Annotated in this window: 9 protein-coding genes; 1 reads left to right on the forward strand and 8 read right to left on the reverse strand. The window is 58.0% G+C overall.

Going from position 1 to position 16,444, the window contains the following annotated elements; translation table 11 throughout:
• Positions 1-62 precede the first annotated feature (62 nt).
• Both ABFV38_RS20870 and pdeH read right to left on the reverse strand, forming a co-directional pair.
• Positions 63-2,105 carry an AsmA family protein gene (locus ABFV38_RS20870; RefSeq protein WP_045909059.1) on the reverse strand — a complete coding sequence of 681 codons (2,043 nt, stop codon included), beginning with the start codon at positions 2,103-2,105 and terminating at the stop codon, positions 63-65.
• Between the two features lie 65 nt (positions 2,106-2,170).
• Positions 2,171-2,944, reverse strand: coding sequence for a cyclic-guanylate-specific phosphodiesterase (pdeH, locus tag ABFV38_RS20875; protein WP_348957975.1), 774 nt, complete (start codon positions 2,942-2,944; stop codon positions 2,171-2,173).
• A 229-nt stretch (positions 2,945-3,173) separates the two neighbouring features.
• Here pdeH and ABFV38_RS20880 point away from each other — a divergent pair, with 229 nt between their 5' ends.
• The gene (locus tag ABFV38_RS20880; RefSeq protein WP_348957977.1) at positions 3,174-4,103 is read left to right on the forward strand and encodes a sugar kinase; all 930 of its coding nucleotides are present in this window, start codon (positions 3,174-3,176) and stop codon (positions 4,101-4,103) included.
• Positions 4,104-4,149: 46 nt separating this feature from the next.
• Here the strand turns inward: ABFV38_RS20880 and ABFV38_RS20885 are convergent, their stop codons facing one another.
• The 6 genes from ABFV38_RS20885 to bcsB all read right to left on the reverse strand — a co-directional run bounded on the left by ABFV38_RS20885 (position 4,150) and on the right by bcsB (position 16,440).
• Positions 4,150-5,643 carry a pitrilysin family protein gene (locus ABFV38_RS20885; protein ID WP_048027805.1) on the reverse strand — a complete coding sequence of 498 codons (1,494 nt, stop codon included), beginning with the start codon at positions 5,641-5,643 and terminating at the stop codon, positions 4,150-4,152.
• A 227-nt stretch (positions 5,644-5,870) separates the two neighbouring features.
• A complete protein-coding gene (locus tag ABFV38_RS20890; RefSeq protein ID WP_045909063.1) occupies positions 5,871-7,157 on the reverse strand; it encodes a dicarboxylate/amino acid:cation symporter in 1,287 nt (428 codons plus the stop codon).
• A 159-nt stretch (positions 7,158-7,316) separates the two neighbouring features.
• On the reverse strand, positions 7,317-9,323 hold the full coding sequence (hmsP, locus tag ABFV38_RS20895) for a biofilm formation regulator HmsP (protein ID WP_348957979.1): 2,007 nt from the start codon (positions 9,321-9,323) through the stop codon (positions 7,317-7,319).
• A 119-nt stretch (positions 9,324-9,442) separates the two neighbouring features.
• Entirely contained in the window at positions 9,443-12,925 is a 3,483-nt protein-coding gene (gene bcsC / locus ABFV38_RS20900) for a cellulose synthase complex outer membrane protein BcsC (RefSeq protein WP_348957981.1), read from the reverse strand.
• Entirely contained in the window at positions 12,907-14,013 is a 1,107-nt protein-coding gene (gene bcsZ, locus ABFV38_RS20905; RefSeq protein WP_348959442.1) for a cellulose synthase complex periplasmic endoglucanase BcsZ, read from the reverse strand. The genes bcsC and bcsZ overlap by 19 nt, the downstream gene beginning before the upstream one ends.
• 6 nt (positions 14,014-14,019) lie before the next feature.
• Positions 14,020-16,440, reverse strand: coding sequence for a cellulose biosynthesis cyclic di-GMP-binding regulatory protein BcsB (gene bcsB, locus ABFV38_RS20910; RefSeq protein ID WP_229226583.1), 2,421 nt, complete (start codon positions 16,438-16,440; stop codon positions 14,020-14,022).
• Positions 16,441-16,444 lie beyond the last annotated feature (4 nt).

Consider the following 16,444-nt stretch of genomic DNA (forward strand, 5'->3'; position numbering starts at 1 on the left):
GGCCTACGATTCAAATGTAGGCCGGGTAAGCGCAGCGCCACCCGGCAAAAACAGGCCGCACCTTACTTCTTCATCTGTGACAAAATGGTCCGGCACTGATTCGCCTCGCCCTCTGACGGCGATATCAACGCCAGCAGCGCTGCGGCTGGGGTAACCAGCGTCGCAAGCGCCGCAGCCACCGCACCACGCGCAATCAGCGGTCCGGGCTTCACGCCCGCCTGCGGATTTTTGAAGGTCCCGCGCACGTACAGCGGCGAGCGCAGCGTGATAATACGGATCCCCTTACTCTCCGGGTCAATCGTCAGATCAAGCTGCTCGGAGGCCATGCTGGCGGTTCCGGTCACGTTAATCACCGCGTTTTCCGTGTCGAAGGCAAAAATCTGTGGACGCGCCACGCCGTTCACCAGATCCAGATTGGCCGCCGCACAGTTCACCCGTACCTCATCATCGCCGAAGATTTGCCCGATGATGTAGTTCCCGACGTTCAGCCCCAGGATCTCCATCAGGTTGCGGCTCACCAGCCCGTCGTTCATCAGCAGCTTCAGGTTGCCATTACCGCTGCCCAGCAGCGCCGCCACGGAGTTACCCACGCCGCGAATGTCGGCATCGCCGTTCATCTCGCCGAGGGTTTTCTGCATCAGCTCGACGTTCGGCATCAGCGCTTTCAGCTTAAGCCTGCGCGCCTGAATCTCCGCCCGGCCCTGCATCGGCTTTTTATCGCCTTCCAGGTGAATGTTTGAGGAAATCGTCCCGCCTGCCATGCCAAACTTCAGTGGCTGCAGGCGCAGGTCGGCGTTTTTGAGGATGATATGGGTCGAGAGATCGCTCAACGGCAACGTGCTGCCATGCTCAATTTTACGCCCTTTGAAGCGGACGTCCGCATCCATCACGTTCCACTTATCGGTTTCAAAGCGATCGTAAGGCAGCACTTTTCCCGCAGGCTGAATGTCCTTTTTCACCTCTTTTGATTTTGTGCCTTTGCCGGAATCCACGCCGATCAGCGGGCCGAGATCGGCCAGACGCAGCTGACGGGACTCAACGTCCCCTTCCAGCTTCGGCCTCGGTTTTCCGGTGGTGTAGGTCAGCGAGCCGTGGATATCGCTGTCGCCGATGCGGCCGTTAAAATCACGGTAGTCAAAAACAGACGCTTTTTCGGTATCGATTTTGGCGACCAGATGCCCGTCCGTTTCAAACGGCGGCGTATCCGGCAACAGCACGCCGGTCAGCTCATACAGCTCGCCCAGCGAATCACCGGCAAATTTAAGCTGAAGATCGACGCCGCCCATGTTCATCGGGTCGTTGACCGTCCCCACAAACGCCACGCGGGTGTTACCGGAGCGGAAGTCCGCCTGCACCGGGAACGGCGTGCCTTCGCTCCGGAGCGCCAGCATGCCGCCTATTTTCCCTTTACCGCTGAGCGGCTGATCGTTGTAGCGTCCTTTTGCCGTCAGGCCGAAGACATAGTCGCCCACGCTTGCCGTGTCACCTTTGGCTTTCGTCCCCGTGACCTCGCTAAACGGCAGCGGCTTGCCCAGCGGATCGACCAGGATCTCCACGTCGGCCTTGCTGACTTTGTCGTCGATGGCGATCCGCCCGCGATCGAAGAGAATATTGTCGAGACGGAATGACCAGGAAGAAGGCTGGGCGTTCGGATCCTTTTCGCCGTCGCTGGCAAGGTTAAAGGTCCAGTTGTTATTTTTTTCTGAGAGGCGGATCAGGCGCGCGTCGGGCTGTTGAAGTTTGATCCACGGCAGATAGACGGTTTTGGTGAACAGCGCGAGCGGGGCCAGCGTGGCCTCAACGCGCGGCAGGTGGATCATGGTGACCGCCGGGATATCCGGCGGGTTGCCGAGAATGATGTCGTCGGCGTGGACGTGTGGCCACGGGATCCAGCTTCGCCAGCCGGGCTCCTCTTTCTGACGCTCCCACACGACCCCTAAATCACCGCGTATGGCGAAGGGGCGGTTCAGTTCGGTTGAGACTTTCTGGTTGATGGTCGGCTTAAGACGGTTCCAGTCAAACGTCGCGATAATGATGGCGACGACCACGATCAACAACAAGAAAATCCCTGCTGTCCAGGAGATTACCCTGGTTGTTCTTGTCATTTTTATCCCCTTTCCTGATGACCTGTCCTGTAAAACTATAGTCCAGACAAAGGGAAGCGGGCTTATCAGAGGGTAGTTATCACGCTATCGAGGCGATCCATGGATACCGGACGGGAGAGGAAATAGCCTTGCGCCGCCGCGGCAGGCGAGCTTTGCACATCACGCCACTCTTCCAGCGTTTCCACACCTTCAACAATCACGCCCTGGCAATAGCGGTTCATCAGCTGCAATAGCAGCGTAAACAGGTTCCGCCCTTCCGGGGTCTGACGCAGCATAATGAACAGATCGCGGGCCACTTTGATGTAGTCATAACGCACTTCACTCAGGGCCGAAAAGTTCGCCATGCCGGTGCCAAAGTCATCCAGCCACAGCGGGCCGTATTCGCATATGGAGGCAAACGAGGAGTCCTGCGGCAGGCGGACATGCTCCACCAGCTCAAAACGCACCCACGGCAGGGTGGCAATCAGCTCCTGCAATTTCGCGTTCTGACGCAGCGCCAGCAGAGTGGGGCCATCAACATTCACGGAGGCGAGGATATCGTGCTGTTCGAAAAAGGGCTGCTTCGTTGCCAGCATATGGAGCTGCTCTTCCAGCACGTCCAGACGCTGGCGAACGGCAACTTCGGCAAAATAGCGATCCGGTGCGATGCGCTGGGTAGGGTTTGAGGGGTGCGTTACGACGGTCAAAATTTCAATGGCCATCAGTCGACCGTCTGTTCGGTATATCGGCTGATAAGTGTACGCACGCTCACATTGCAGCCAGTAGCGATGCTCCTGCAAGTTCTCAATACTTGCCTCAGGCGTGGTGCTCAGCCGCTGGATAACCTGCTCTGACTTCATTTCAGATGTCCTGTTGTTGGGATGGCCTTTCTGGACTCGTCACAGGATTATCGGCGCGACAATTGAGAACTTTATGTTCAATTCACCGGGAAAATGAAATTAAGATGACAGAAATGCGCAGGAACACGCGTTGGCTCAAATAAAATAATGGAACGTTGTTTTAATATAGTTGACCGGTTAATTCACTCAGCGCACACTGCTGTTAATTCTTCTGTTCAGGTTCACGATTATGTCTAAAAAAATTGCCGTGATTGGCGAATGCATGATTGAGCTGTCACAAAAAGGCGCGGAAGTGAGCCGCGGATTTGGTGGCGATACGTTAAACACGTCGGTTTATATTGCCCGTCAGGTTGCGCCTGAGGCGCTCACCGTGAACTATGTTACCGCTCTGGGCACGGACAGCTTCAGCCAGCAAATGCTGGAGGCCTGGCAGAGTGAACAGGTTGAAACGTCGCTGATTCAGCGTATGGAAAACCGCCTGCCGGGGCTTTATTACATCGAAACCGACAGCACCGGCGAACGCACGTTTTATTACTGGCGTAACGAAGCCGCGGCCAAATTCTGGCTGGAGAGCGAGGCCGCCGAGGCCATCTGCCAGGCGCTGGCGACCTTCGACTATCTCTATCTGAGCGGGATCAGCCTGGCTATCCTCAGCCCGGCCAGCCGTGAAAAGCTGCTCTCGCTGCTGCGCGCGTGTCGTGCCAACGGCGGTAAGGTTATTTTCGATAACAACTACCGCCCGCGCCTGTGGTCCAGCCGTGAAGAGACGCAGCAGGTCTATCAGCAGATGCTGCAATGCACCGACATCGCCTTCCTGACGCTCGACGATGAAGACGCCCTGTGGGGTGAGAAACCGGTAGAAGACGTGATTGCACGTACGCAGGCGGCTGGCGTGCGTGAAGTGGTGATTAAGCGCGGTGCGGATTCATGCCTGGTCGCGATTGCGGGTGAAGCAGTGGTTGAGGTCCCGGCGGTGAAGCTGGCCAAAGAGAAAGTGATTGATACCACGGCGGCGGGTGATTCATTCAGCGCGGGCTATCTGGCGGTACGCCTGACGGGTGGAACACCGGAAGCCGCGGCACAGCGTGGGCACCTGACGGCCAGCACCGTCATTCAGTATCGCGGGGCGATTATTCCGCGCGAAGCGATGCCTGTTTAAGCCCTCACCTTAACCCTCTCCCACAGGGAGAGGGAATGTCTACCCATTACTGCCCTTGCGGGATATCCGTCGCGTCCTGATGTAAATCATCAGCCGTCGCGGACTGCGTCGGCTGCGGCGCGGTGGCCATGATGGAATCCCAGGTCGTCTGAAGTTCCTTCATGTCATACTCCGGCTCGCCCTTCGGTTGCAGGAGAATCAACGCCATCTCCTGCGACAGCTGCTGGCGGAGCTCCTGGTTGAGCATATCGACGGTCAGACCGCTCAGGAAGTCCTGACGAAGCTTCTGGTACTGTTCCGGCGCAATGTCCACCACCTGGTTCTGCAGGGAGCGAATACGCTGGCTGATCAGAATGTCGGTATCGGCGCGCGCGTAGGTCGCGAACAGCTTCTGCAGCTCGAGTTTTTTCTGGGCCACAAGCGCGTTGAACTCCTCTTCAGAGAGCCCCTCTTTACGCACTTTTGCCAGCTCTTTCGCCACGACGCCCAGATTGGCATTCAGCTTATCGCCGGGCGATTCAACATTAATGGCGCATTGCGCACGCTGGAACAGCACGCGGCAGTCAAAGCCAAGGCCGATATTCTTCACGTTGTTCTTACTGAGCGTCTGCTGAACGTGCCAGAACAGCGCTTCACGCGCCAGGTCGGCACGCCAGTAGCGCAACAGCGCCGCGGACTCACGGATGGGCTGCCAGGCGTTATCCCACATCACGGAGAGTCGATCCTGACGCACGGTGTCCGTCATAATGCTGACAGGCTCTGCGCGCAGCGGGGAGAGTGTTGGAACAGGGGCTGGCGATTCACGCTTGCCTTTCAGATCGCCAAACGCTTTGTTGATCTGCTCTACCACCGCGCGGCTGTCCACGTTACCCACCACGATCAGCGTCATCGCGTCCGGGGTGTACCATTTCTGATAGAACGTTTTCACCTGCTCAGCATCCACCGGCTGTTTCAGCGGTTCGGCCGGGTCATGTCCCAGTAACGTCGAGCCTTTCAGGCGGTAACGCCACCAGCCCTCTTTGGTATCTCCAGGCCAGGTCGCCACCATGTCGCTGTTGCTCAACGCATAGTTGACGGTATCCGGCGTAATCGCCAGATTGCCAGAGGCATCGGAGAGATACGTCAGGGCTTCTTTAAGCAGATCGTTGCGGTTATTAGGCAGGCTCAGGTTAAACATGGTGTAGTCATACGAGACCACCGCCGGCGGGAGTGGGCGTTTTGGATCGATGGCCTGTTGCCAGAGCGAACGCACCTGAACCGCTTGCAGGCTGCCGCTCTGAGTGAGCGCCAGCCGGGGAATAAAGTGGCTGAAACCGGTTTGCTGGGTGCTTTCCGTGAGGGAACCGGTATTAACAGACAGACGGATTTCAATACGGTCACTGGGACGTTGCGGCGTGGCTAACACCTGCCACTGAAAACCGTTCGCTAATGTCCCTTGTTGCCAGGCCGGGTCTGGCTGGAGCGCATCTGCCTGCACATAACTGGCTGCTGCCATCATCAGCAAACCGCCGGTTAAGAGTCGAATTTTTGTGCCCTGCATGTGAACCCCTGATCAACATTCCTGGTTAAAAAAGAGTGCCTCGCGACGCGCTTCACTCTTAAAGATGACGATGAAAACACGTCGATTAGACCGCGCGTTCGGCAAAACGTCACGGTCCGAAGTGAAATATACCCAAAAAAAATCTTGTCGAATTATGACAGGTATGAACAGTTATTATGCGCAGGAGCCCGCATCCCCACAAGGGAATACGGGCATTTGTGACAAGATTAAGAGGATAAGCCAGGATTTTTGCTGTCAGTTGAACGATTATTCAGAGTATCGTCGAGCTTTTTGTGATCCAGCTCTTTCACCCATTTCGCCACCACCACCGTTGCCACGCCGTTACCCACCAGGTTGGTTAGCGCACGGGCCTCAGACATGAAGCGGTCAATCCCCAGAATCAACGCCAGACCCGCCACCGGCAGGTGACCCACAGCAGAAATGGTGGCGGCCAGCACGATAAAGCCGCTGCCCGTCACGCCTGCCGCGCCTTTAGAGGAGAGCAGGAGCACCACCAGCAGGGTAATCTGATGGAAAATATCCATATGGCTGTTGGTCGCCTGCGCGATAAACACCGCCGCCATCGTCAGGTATATCGAGGTGCCATCCAGGTTGAAGGAGTAGCCCGTCGGGATCACCAGCCCGACCACCGATTTACGACACCCGAGTTTCTCCATCTTATCGAGCATGCGCGGCAGCGCCGATTCTGACGAGGAGGTTCCCAGAACAATCAGCAGCTCTTCGCGGATGTAACGGATAAATTTGAAGATGCTGAAACCGGTCGCACGGGCGATGGAGCCCAGCACCACCACCACGAAAAGAATACAGGTGATATAGAAGCAGATAATCAGCTGACCCAACTGGACCAGCGTACCGACGCCATACTTACCGATGGTGAAGGCCATCGCACCGAAGGCACCGATGGGCGCCAGGCGCATGATCATATTGATGATGCCGAAGATGACCTGCGAGAAGCTTTCGATCACGTTAAAGATAAGCTGGCCTTTGCTGCCCAGACGGTGCAGGGCAAAGCCAAACATCACGGCGAACAGCAGCACCTGGAGGATGTTTCCGCTGGCGAACGCGCCTATGACGCTGCCAGGAATGACGTCCAGCAGGAAGGCGACCACGCCCTGATCCTTCGCCTGCTCGGCATAGACCGCAACCGCTTTGGCATCCAGCGTCGCCGGATCGACGTTCATCCCCGCGCCTGGCTGCACCACGTTGACGATGATCAGACCGATAATCAGCGCAAGGGTACTGACCACTTCAAAATAGAGAAGCGCCACTGCACCGGTACGACCGACCGCCTTCATGCTTTCCATGCCAGCGATGCCCGTGACGACCGTACAGAAGATCACCGGCGCGATGACCATTTTAATGAGCTTAACGAACGCGTCGCCAAGCGGTTTCATTTGCGCGCCCAGTTCAGGGTAATAGTGACCCAGCAGAATACCGATGGCGATGGCTGTCAGGACCTGGAAATAAAGACTTTTGAAGAGTGAGGTTTTCATAAGGTGTCCTTGGGAAGAAAAACCACAGGCTTTGTAAGGTTATGGTTAACCTGCGGCTTTAAAATAACACCCACATAACAGGACAGAAATAAACTCAGTTCAAATTTGAAACACAAATGTTAAAAACTTTGAGCTGGCTCGCACAAGCCAGCAACAAAATTACGCTTTTGCGTGGTGATCGGCGCCAGAAAGGTATCGTTCTTCAAAGACATCCGAAGGGACTGCAGGGGCAAACAGGAAGCCTTGCCCGCTCTCCACGCCCGCCTCTGCCAGCCAGGCGCGTTGCGCGTCGGTTTCAATCCCCTCGGCAATAAGGTGCAGGTTGAGGCTACGCGCCATCTGGATAATCGCCTGCACCATGCTGCTGTCGCCCGGCAGTCCGTCGACAAACGCTTTGTCAATTTTGAGCACATCCACCGGAAGGGTCTTCATGTGCTGAAGCTGACGCAGCCCGGCGTACCCCATGCCAAAATCGTCCAGGGCAATGCGAATACCGGCATTACGCAGCGGCTTGAGAATCGCGACCGCCTTATTGGGATCGTCGATGCGTCGGCTCTCCGTCACTTCCAGGGTTAACGTATCAGGCTTGATGCGGTAACGATGGATCAGCTCCAGCATCTCTGAAACCATGGTCGGGTGCATAAGCTGCAGGGCAGACAGGTTGACCGACAGCGGCAGCGTCACGCCACGTTCCTGCCAGGCGGCAAGCTGACGGCAGCACTCCTCCAGCACCCAGTAGCCAACGGTAACCATCAGGCCACAGGACTCGATGCGCTCAATCAGCCCTTCCGGCAGTTCCCATGAGCCATCCGGCTGCTGCAGACGCAGCAGGGCCTCGGCACTTTTCACCTCTCCCGTCTGCAGGTCCACCTGCGGCTGCAGCCAGAGGGCAAACTGGCGGTTATCCAGCGCGGTCAGGATGTCGCTCTCTTCCGTCAGGCGCTGCTGCGCCTTTTCCATCTGCGCCGGGTCGAAGAACTCGATCTGGTTTTTGCCTTTGCGCCGGGCGGTAAAGGCCGCCGAGAAGGCGCGGCGATAAAGCTGTTCCGCGGTCAGATCGCCATAGAACATGGCAATCCCGATACTGGCGCTCGGGCGAAGCTGGATACCCTGAATCGGCAGCCGCTCATTAATGACAGTGAGTACTTGCTGACCTAACGTGATCGCATGCCAGGGTTCTTTTACGCCGTTGGCAATCACCACCAGGTCGTAACCGCTGACCTGAGTCAGCACCATGCGCGGGGCGAGGACAGATTTGATCTTTTCCACCAGGGTGAGCAGCAGCATTTCGCGCTGGCTCTCCTGAAGCACCCCAGCCGTGTCCTGCAGGGTTTCGCAGGCAATGACCATCAGCGCGGTGGTTTGCTGGCGCTCAACGGTTTGCTCCAGCATCGCCATCAGGAAGGCTTTATTGGGGAGCTCCGATACCGGAAAACGGGTGGCGCTACTGTTCAGTTCATCCTGCTGACGCTGGATGCGCTGCTGGTTGAGGTTATAGCTGCGCACCAGCATGCCGATCTCATCGTCATGATGCAGACGCGGCAGCTCAAGCTGGTGTCCCATCTGATCCTGCGGGGCGAGCGTGTTCAGCTCGCGGGCGATACGGCGCAGGGGATGGACAATCAGCCGGTTGATGCACCAGGTGAGCGCCACGCTGAGAATAAGCGTCATAAGTAAGCAAGTGGTCACTAACGTAACAACCCAACTCATGACGAATTTATACATGCGGTAGGAGTCTGCCTGTAACACCAGGTAGGCCAACGGCTGCGGATTCGCAGGGCGTTCAAGCGAATAGACGGGAAGCGAAATTTGCACCGGCAGTTCAAACAGGCGCATCACCATCATCGGGACGGGACGTTCCGGGATAAAGCTCATCCGCAGCGCCTGAAACTGATTCGGGAGCACGACGTCCGCCCGGCTCACAACACCAGCCGGCTGAATGCGTTTCAGTATGGTTTCCGCCTCGGGGATATCCCCTTTCAGGATGGAGGCAGACAACGGGCCACGTACCGAGCGGGCGATACTTTCTAATTGTGAAGCCGTGTTATAGCGATTCTGCTGTACGGAATGAAACAGCAAAATGACGCAGAAGAGCAGGACAAACAGCATGGTGACGGCAGAGACCATCGCCATCTGTTTGATTGTTAAGGAACGGCTGACACGCAAAATGACTCTCCACAAAACTCGAAGCGCAGGGCGCGCCAGGGTGTAAACCTGGCGCGCCTGAGTATACCCGATTGCCGCGCTATTAAGAGAGACTTACAAATGGATTAAGGAAAATCCGATTACCAGTCCGCGTAAGGGATAAGCGGCTGCGGCGGTAAGTCCATATCGCCCTGCCAGCCTGCAGCAGAGTAGCGCACATAGATCAGCGCGTGGCTTGGGGTATAGTCTTTCGCTTGCTGGATATCCACGCCCATGCCGACAAACCAGTTGGACGTGACCCGCCGCTCGATTATGGCCCGTGCGGTATAACCCGTACCGGAGGAGCTGCTGCCGGTTTCCATCGCGCCCCGGTCGGTATAGCGGTCTGGCTCATCGGTCGGGATCAGATTCTGAATCGGGTAGCGCAGCTCGTCTTTGGTTTTGGAGTGGGACCAGGAGACCGAGCCCCCCAGCTCCCAGGACCAGTTTTCCGTGCGCTTACGCCAGGTCACCGGCAAGGCGAAGGAGACATACTCCTGCGGGCTGTAATAGCCGCCCTGGCCCAGGGTATAACCGCTCAGGTCTTTGTCGTAGTGCCAGAGCATGTTGGACACGCCGACCGTCAGGCGCTCGTTGTTTTTATTAATGAGCTTGTAGTAGTAACCCGTCATCCAGCGGACGCGCCAGTTATCCTCCACATTTTTACCCGTCAGCGTTTCCGCGTTGAGGCTTGACCAGACGCCGTTCGCTTCCCCTTTGTCATAGCTCATACTTACGCCGCCACCGGTGGCGCGTACGCCGCCCCAGGTGGTGCCGGTATTGGTATCTTTTTGCCCGCCGAAGGCCAGCAGAGAGCTGGAGATTGGCCGACGATGGGCGTTAACGGTATAGCCGATGGGCCCCAAATCGCTGCTGTAGCTGATGCCGCCCACCACGTCGACGACGTCAAAGCCCATTGGCGTGGTGCCAATATCCATCGCCCAGGTTTTATTCTGCCAGCCGACGGCAACGCTCGCGCCATTGTCTGACTGATGGGTGTTGCCGCTACACGGCGTTTCGTAGCAGGTTCCCCATTTAGGATCGTAAGTCCCGTTCCTGGTATCAAATGACCCGGCATCCATATTGACCAGATCGCTTCTGAAGAACATGCGCCCGTCAGAGAGCGGCGCATCCACCTGCAGCATGGTGGTATGCGCTTTCAGATCGGAATAACCGCCCGTACCGCTGGAGCCCCAGTAATCGTGCTGCAGCGTGACGTTAACATCCTGCTGACGGTACAACTCACCGGCATCACTGCGCACGCCGCGCTTCAGCCAGTCGTCTTTTTCATCGTTACGCGTCAGACGGGTGAAACTGTCGTTGTCAGCCGGACGCGTCGTGGTGATACCCGTCGATACCATCGCATCTTTGTAGGTTTCCAGCGCCTGCTGAGGCTGGCCGTTCTGCGCCTGGAAACGCGCGGCATCACGCAGCACCAGCGCGTTTTCCATGGAGCCAGGCTGCGATTTAGCCTGCGGAATGATTTTATTGAAGGTCTGCTCTGCGGCAGCGGCATCGCCCAGACCCGCCTGCGCCATCGCGATGCGGCGCTGCATATTGAGCGACAGCGGCTGGCCGTTTTGCGCGGCGGGCAGCTTCGCCAGCTCCGCGCGCGCGGCATCGTTGTTACCCTGCGCGCTGTAAATCTCGGTCAGACCGAGGAGCGCGTCTTCATTCTGCGGCTCACGCTGCAGGACGGCGTTGTACGTCGTTTTCGCCGAGTCAAGATCGCCACGCTGCTGTGCCCAGTCCGCCAGCGTGAGGTCGATACGGGTGGAGGTCGGCTGCTGGCGAAGAAGATTCTCTGCGTCCTGCTCTTTGCCGCTGTCGCGCAGGCGGTTGGCGGTTTCCAGCACCTGGTTGCTTTGCAGGCGGTCGGCAAGCTCCTGAATATTGCCGTTCCACTGGCTGCGCGGCAGCGTCTCCAGATGCGCCAGCGCGGCCCGGTCCTGATCGTTTCCGGAAAGGTAGAGCCCGTTGGCATACACCTGATCCGGGTCGGACGGTTTCTGGTGGGCAAGCTGACGCATCAGGGTGTCCGCCTGGCTGCGCTGACCCGCGCTGTAGAGATCGCGCGAAAGACGATAGGTTATCCACACGTCGCCGGGAGAGAGCGCCAGACGACGACGCTGAATGTCTGCTGCCTGCGCGTATTTCCCCTGGTTCTCAAGCTGTTCGGCCTGGGCGGAGAGCTGTTCGTTGGTCAGGCTACGTTCAATGTCGTCTATGCTACGGCGCTGGCTGGCGGAGAGAGACTGGATAAACTGCGAAGCCTTCTCCGGCGACTGCGCGCGGTAAATATTGGCCAGTCCGCGGACCGCATTGCTGTTGCCGCTGTCCATCCGCAGCGCCTGGCGATAATAACGCTCCGCCGCGTCGTTATCTTTACGCGCCGCGGCGGCGTCGCCGAGCCCCAGCACGGCATAGCTGTCGGTATTGTCGGTATTGCGTGCCTGCTGATAGTAACGCTCTGCCTGCGCCGGGTTATTCGCCTTCAGCGCCGCATCGCCCTGCTGGATCAGCAGCCAGTAGCGGTTAACCTTCAGAAGACTGTCCCATTTACCCCGATTATCGCTCTGGGGATCGAGGGCAATTGCCTTTTCAAACTGTGCCACCGCGCGGGCGCGGTCGCCCTTCTGGGAATACGCCTGTCCAAGGGCGCCCACCGCTTCACTGTCGGCATGGTTGGCGTTGACGGCTTTTTGCAGCTCCGCCACCGCCTTACTTCCCTGCCCGGCATCCACCGCCGCCAGCCCTTCGGCTTTCGCGCGGAACGCCGGATCGGCGAGCTGTTTTTGCTGCGCTTCAAGCTGGCCACGCGCCGCCGCGACACTATCCCCGTCGCTGAATACGCTCAGGTATTTTTGCAGCGCGCTGACGCTGGCGCTGCTGGCAGGCTGGTCTTTGATTTGGTCATACCACATATCAGACGCCTGGCTACGGCCATTGGTGGATTTGGCCATCTCCTGCAATACCGCAAAGGCTTCATCACGACGTCCGCTCTGGAACAGAAGCTGGGACAGCGTCGCCTGCAGCTGCGTATTTCCGGGACTGCTGCTGTTTATTTTCTTGAGCTGGTTAATGGCCGCGCCGCGGCGAGCAGGATCTTTTGCCACGACGTTCCAGTATTCCGTCGCCACGTCGCCACCCGGCGGGTTGCCGTCAAACAGCTTGTCATAGGCGGCAATCGCCTCCTGCGTGTGCCCCGTAGTGGCGAGCAGTCGCGCCTGCTGGAGCTGCTGGCGGCCATCCGGAGTAGAAAGCAGCATCGTGTTGCGTGATGACTGGTACGCACTCGAACCCGGCGCAATCCCTTTCAGACGATCCAGCTCTTTTTGCGCGCCGGCGTTATCGCCCTGACGCAGCAGGTAGCGAAAGCGTGCGGCAATCACGTCAGGGTTGTTCGGGTCAATCAGCTCAAGGCGATAGAGCGACTGACGAACCAAATCCTCACGCTGTGTCGATTCGCCCAGCCTCACCTGCTCCAGCAGCTGTTTTTGCTGCGGAGAGTTAGCGGCCTGGGCCCACGGCATAAGCGCCAGGCCAAGCGATAAACTGAGTAGATTTACTGTGAACTTGCGCATTCCTGGCCCCAATCCGGTATTAATTCACCTTTTGCGGTGAAGCGAAAACGATGCTGATCCCATCCTTGCCCAAAAAGCGTCAGCACGTAGCTGTAATAGGCATTGTTATCGGGAAAATGGTCCGCAACGCGCTGGCGCTGAATCGCCTGGGCATCACGTTGTTGTAAAAACGGCAGCATAGCGGCAGAGAACCCGACCGGGCCGTCGCCGGTGCGTTTCCCCGTCGCCACATCCACTTTCTCCGGCGGCACACCCCGTTTCATGGTCTTTACCGCCATCGGCTGGAAGCGCGTCAGCAGCCGGGCTTTCTGAGGATCGTTATCACTCATCATGCCCACCCAGAGATACACGCGGATGGCGTCGTAGCCGCCCACCAGCGCTTTCTCCTGCTGTAACCGCCAGCCTCTGTTTTTCTGATACTGCACCCAGTCCGGCGAAAAGCCTTTCGGCGCACTCTCCAGCAGCAGGCGCAGATTGGTTTCACGAAGCTGGGTCCACGGGGAGCCAAACCGCGTGAAATAAGCCGCTAACTGCGGAGGAAGATAGCTGGGGTTAAAGCGCCAGGCGTGTTCATCGGCAAAGCCGACTTTGCCGGGAAGCAGCATTGCGCCAAGCCCCGGGACTTTCACCACCTCCTCGCTGACAATGCGTTTCAGCAGCGCTTTACCCGTGCGGGTATAGTCCGGATGCTTCCACAGCCGACCCGCTTCGAGCAGTGACCAGGCGATCCAGACATCGGCGTCAGAGGCGGAGTTGGTATCAATCACCGCCCACGTCTCTTTATCTTTCTGCCCCCATAACCAGGCTGGCAAATGGCCGTTGAGATCGCCGCTGGCAAGATTATCGCGCGTCCAGGTCAGCAGCTGGTCAAAGGCCTGGCGATCGTTCGCCGCCAGGGCAAAGAACAGGGCGTAGCTTTGCCCTTCCGAGGTCGTAATTTTGCGCGTGTCACTGGGGTCAATGACACGCCCGCCCTCACTGATGTAGTCCTTTTTAAACTGCTCCCAGGCAGGCCAGGTACAGGCGGCGCGAAGAGGAAGCGCCGCCAGCATCACCGCTGCTAATACACACCAGCGAAAGGCTTTCATCACATCTTACTCATCCGGGTTCAGACGACGACGGCTGATGATTCGCAGCAGACGCCACAGCACCCATGCCAGCAAGACCACGCTAACCGCAGCCAGGATAGCGAGCAGAACCGGATGGTTAGCCAGCGCATACCACAGGCGTTCAAACCACGGCAGATGGCCTACGTAGTACACATCGCCCACGCGCAGGCTATTGACGCCGGACTCACGGATCACCGACACGGAACCAAACATCGCGGCACGTTTACCGCTGTCGTTCATGGCCGTATTGAGCAGTTCATACCCACGCGGGCTGTCCGCGAGGAGAGCCACCACGCTACGCTGTTCGTTGTAAGGTGACTGGAAGCCCACCACCGCAGCCATTGCCCCCTGAGACGTTATCGTCGTCTGCGCGCTGGCCTGACGGTCGTTCACATCCGGCATAATGCTCGGGAATTCGGTCTGGCGCAGCGGCGTGTTAACCCAGGACTGGGCCGCTTTCACCAGCAGATCGATACGTTTGTCATCCTTCAGCTTATCCGGAATGGTTCCGATCACCATGATGTCAGCGTCTTTGTTCTGAATCTGGCTGCCATCGTCCGTCAATGTGACGTTAATTGCCGGTAATCCTGTCTGTCCGCCAACGGTCGCCATGGTGTCCAGCAGGGTTGTGACCTGCCCTTCGTTTGGCGATTTTGGCATCACCACAATGGACTCAGAGAGATCGGCCATGCGGCTGAACGGGAAGCCCGCGTTAGCAAACGCGCGCAGGTCCGGCATCGCCAGGAAGTGATAGTACTTCGAGAAGTCGATGGTCGACTCATCGCCAATCACCACGTGGTTCTGCACCGGCTGGAAGGTGATGCAGTTTTCCGCCGAGCCGCCAGGCATTGGGTTCATGTACTGGAAATCAAAGCGCAGCTGGTTTATCGCGCCCAGCTTCAGTGCCGGGATAGAGACATCCGTTTTACCGTCCAGCAGCCCCTGCAGCACCGGCAGGCGAAGCATCAGGCGGTTCGTATCCTGCGTGCTTTGCAGGCTGAAGGATTGCAGGAACTGGTTGTTCAGGCTGATATCCATGCGCGAGCTGTCTTTGGTGGCTGGCGCGGTATAGCGGTAGTTCAGATTGATATCAATGCCGTTGGTGCGCAGCAGGTACAGATCCGGCGGCAAGTTCAGCGACAGGCTAATCGGCGCGGGCTCAAGCCCCGTCGCCTGCAGCTGTTCTTCATAGGTCTTCAGCTCGCCAAAGGTGACCGCACGGTCGGTACGCACCCAGTTTGGCGCATCGTAAGGTTTACGCGCCAGCAGCGGCTTGACCTCATCTATCACCACGCTGTTGCCACGGAACAGGACGTTGCCCTGGGCAATCGCTTTTGCTGCCTGCACCAGATCTTTATCATCACGACCAAAGACCACCAGCAGCTTCACGTACGGGTTTTCCGGGTGGCTTATCATCTCAACGGTCGGCGCGTTGACGTCCGGATGATCGCGCAGGAAAGCCGGGCGTTTCGCGTTGGTGGCAAACACAATGGCATTTCTGTCCGGCAGCTTGTCATACATCGCCGGGAAGCTCTGGCCGCGCCAGCCCGCGCGTGAACCAAACCATGACGCCACAATGGTGGCCGCCAGCTGCTCGGTCACGTCCGGGGAAGAGGCAAACACCATCGGCAGCGTGAGCGGACGGTTATCACGCGGATCGAAGAACGGAACCGGGAAGGCTGAGAGATCGTTTTTCAGCGCCAGCGACTGGTAGGTCATCTGCAGCGAAGAGTTACGCCCGACGTCCATCCACAGCGTGTTGCTGGCCGGGTTTTCGCAGACATCGCGGTAGTGACCGACAAATTCCAGGCGAATACGGTTAAAGTCGGTGATGAATAGCGGGTTGATCGGCACCTGAGCCTGCGTTTTCTTGCCGAGCTGCTCTTTGGTGACCGGCAGAACGTCCATCAGCTCGTCATTCAGATAGACCTTCAGCTGAGACTGGGTCGGCAGCAGCGACGGTGACGGGGTGTATTCAAGGTTCAGCACCGCATTAGAAACAACCTCATCGCTGCGCATGCCAAATTCAATGCCGCCGTTAGGGTTGATGCCGCGCAGCACCATGCTGCCCGGAGGCGGCGCAATTTGCGCGAAGGTCAGCTTCACGTCACGCGACGGCGCATTGTCCGCAACGACGGGCGCATTCGCCCCGCGGACGCCCGGCATGACCTGCCCGATGACCTGGCCGTCTGCCGGCAGGGTATTCCCCTCCGTTGGCTGGTTCGGCAGGATGTTTTCCGTTTGACCGGGTGCCGCGGTGACAACCGGATCGGTTGCTTGCGCGACGACAGGTACGGTTGGCGCAGGCGTTGCCGCTGCGTTACCCGGGGCCGCGTTAGCCATTGTTGCGGGGAGCGCATTCATCCCCATTGCCACTGCACATAACCAGGAAAGTTTTGTTTTCATCGCG

It is taken from the genome of Enterobacter cloacae complex sp. Mu1197 (assembly GCF_040059225.1).
Classification (GTDB): Bacteria; Pseudomonadota; Gammaproteobacteria; order Enterobacterales; family Enterobacteriaceae; genus Enterobacter; species Enterobacter quasiroggenkampii.

Excerpts from the sequence above, each read along its gene's own strand:
- ABFV38_RS20890 (WP_045909063.1), bottom strand. The coding sequence starts at position 7,157 with ATGAAAACCTCACTCTTCAAAAGTCTTTATTTCCAGGTCCTGACAGCC.
- bcsB (WP_229226583.1), bottom strand. The coding sequence starts at position 16,440 with ATGAAAACAAAACTTTCCTGGTTATGTGCAGTGGCAATGGGGATGAAT.
- ABFV38_RS20870 (WP_045909059.1), bottom strand. The coding sequence starts at position 2,105 with ATGACAAGAACAACCAGGGTAATCTCCTGGACAGCAGGGATTTTCTTG.
- bcsC (WP_348957981.1), bottom strand. The coding sequence starts at position 12,925 with ATGCGCAAGTTCACAGTAAATCTACTCAGTTTATCGCTTGGCCTGGCG.
- ABFV38_RS20885 (WP_048027805.1), bottom strand. The coding sequence starts at position 5,643 with ATGCAGGGCACAAAAATTCGACTCTTAACCGGCGGTTTGCTGATGATG.
- pdeH (WP_348957975.1), bottom strand. The coding sequence starts at position 2,944 with ATGAAGTCAGAGCAGGTTATCCAGCGGCTGAGCACCACGCCTGAGGCA.
- bcsZ (WP_348959442.1), bottom strand. The coding sequence starts at position 14,013 with ATGAAAGCCTTTCGCTGGTGTGTATTAGCAGCGGTGATGCTGGCGGCG.
- ABFV38_RS20880 (WP_348957977.1), top strand. The coding sequence starts at position 3,174 with ATGTCTAAAAAAATTGCCGTGATTGGCGAATGCATGATTGAGCTGTCA.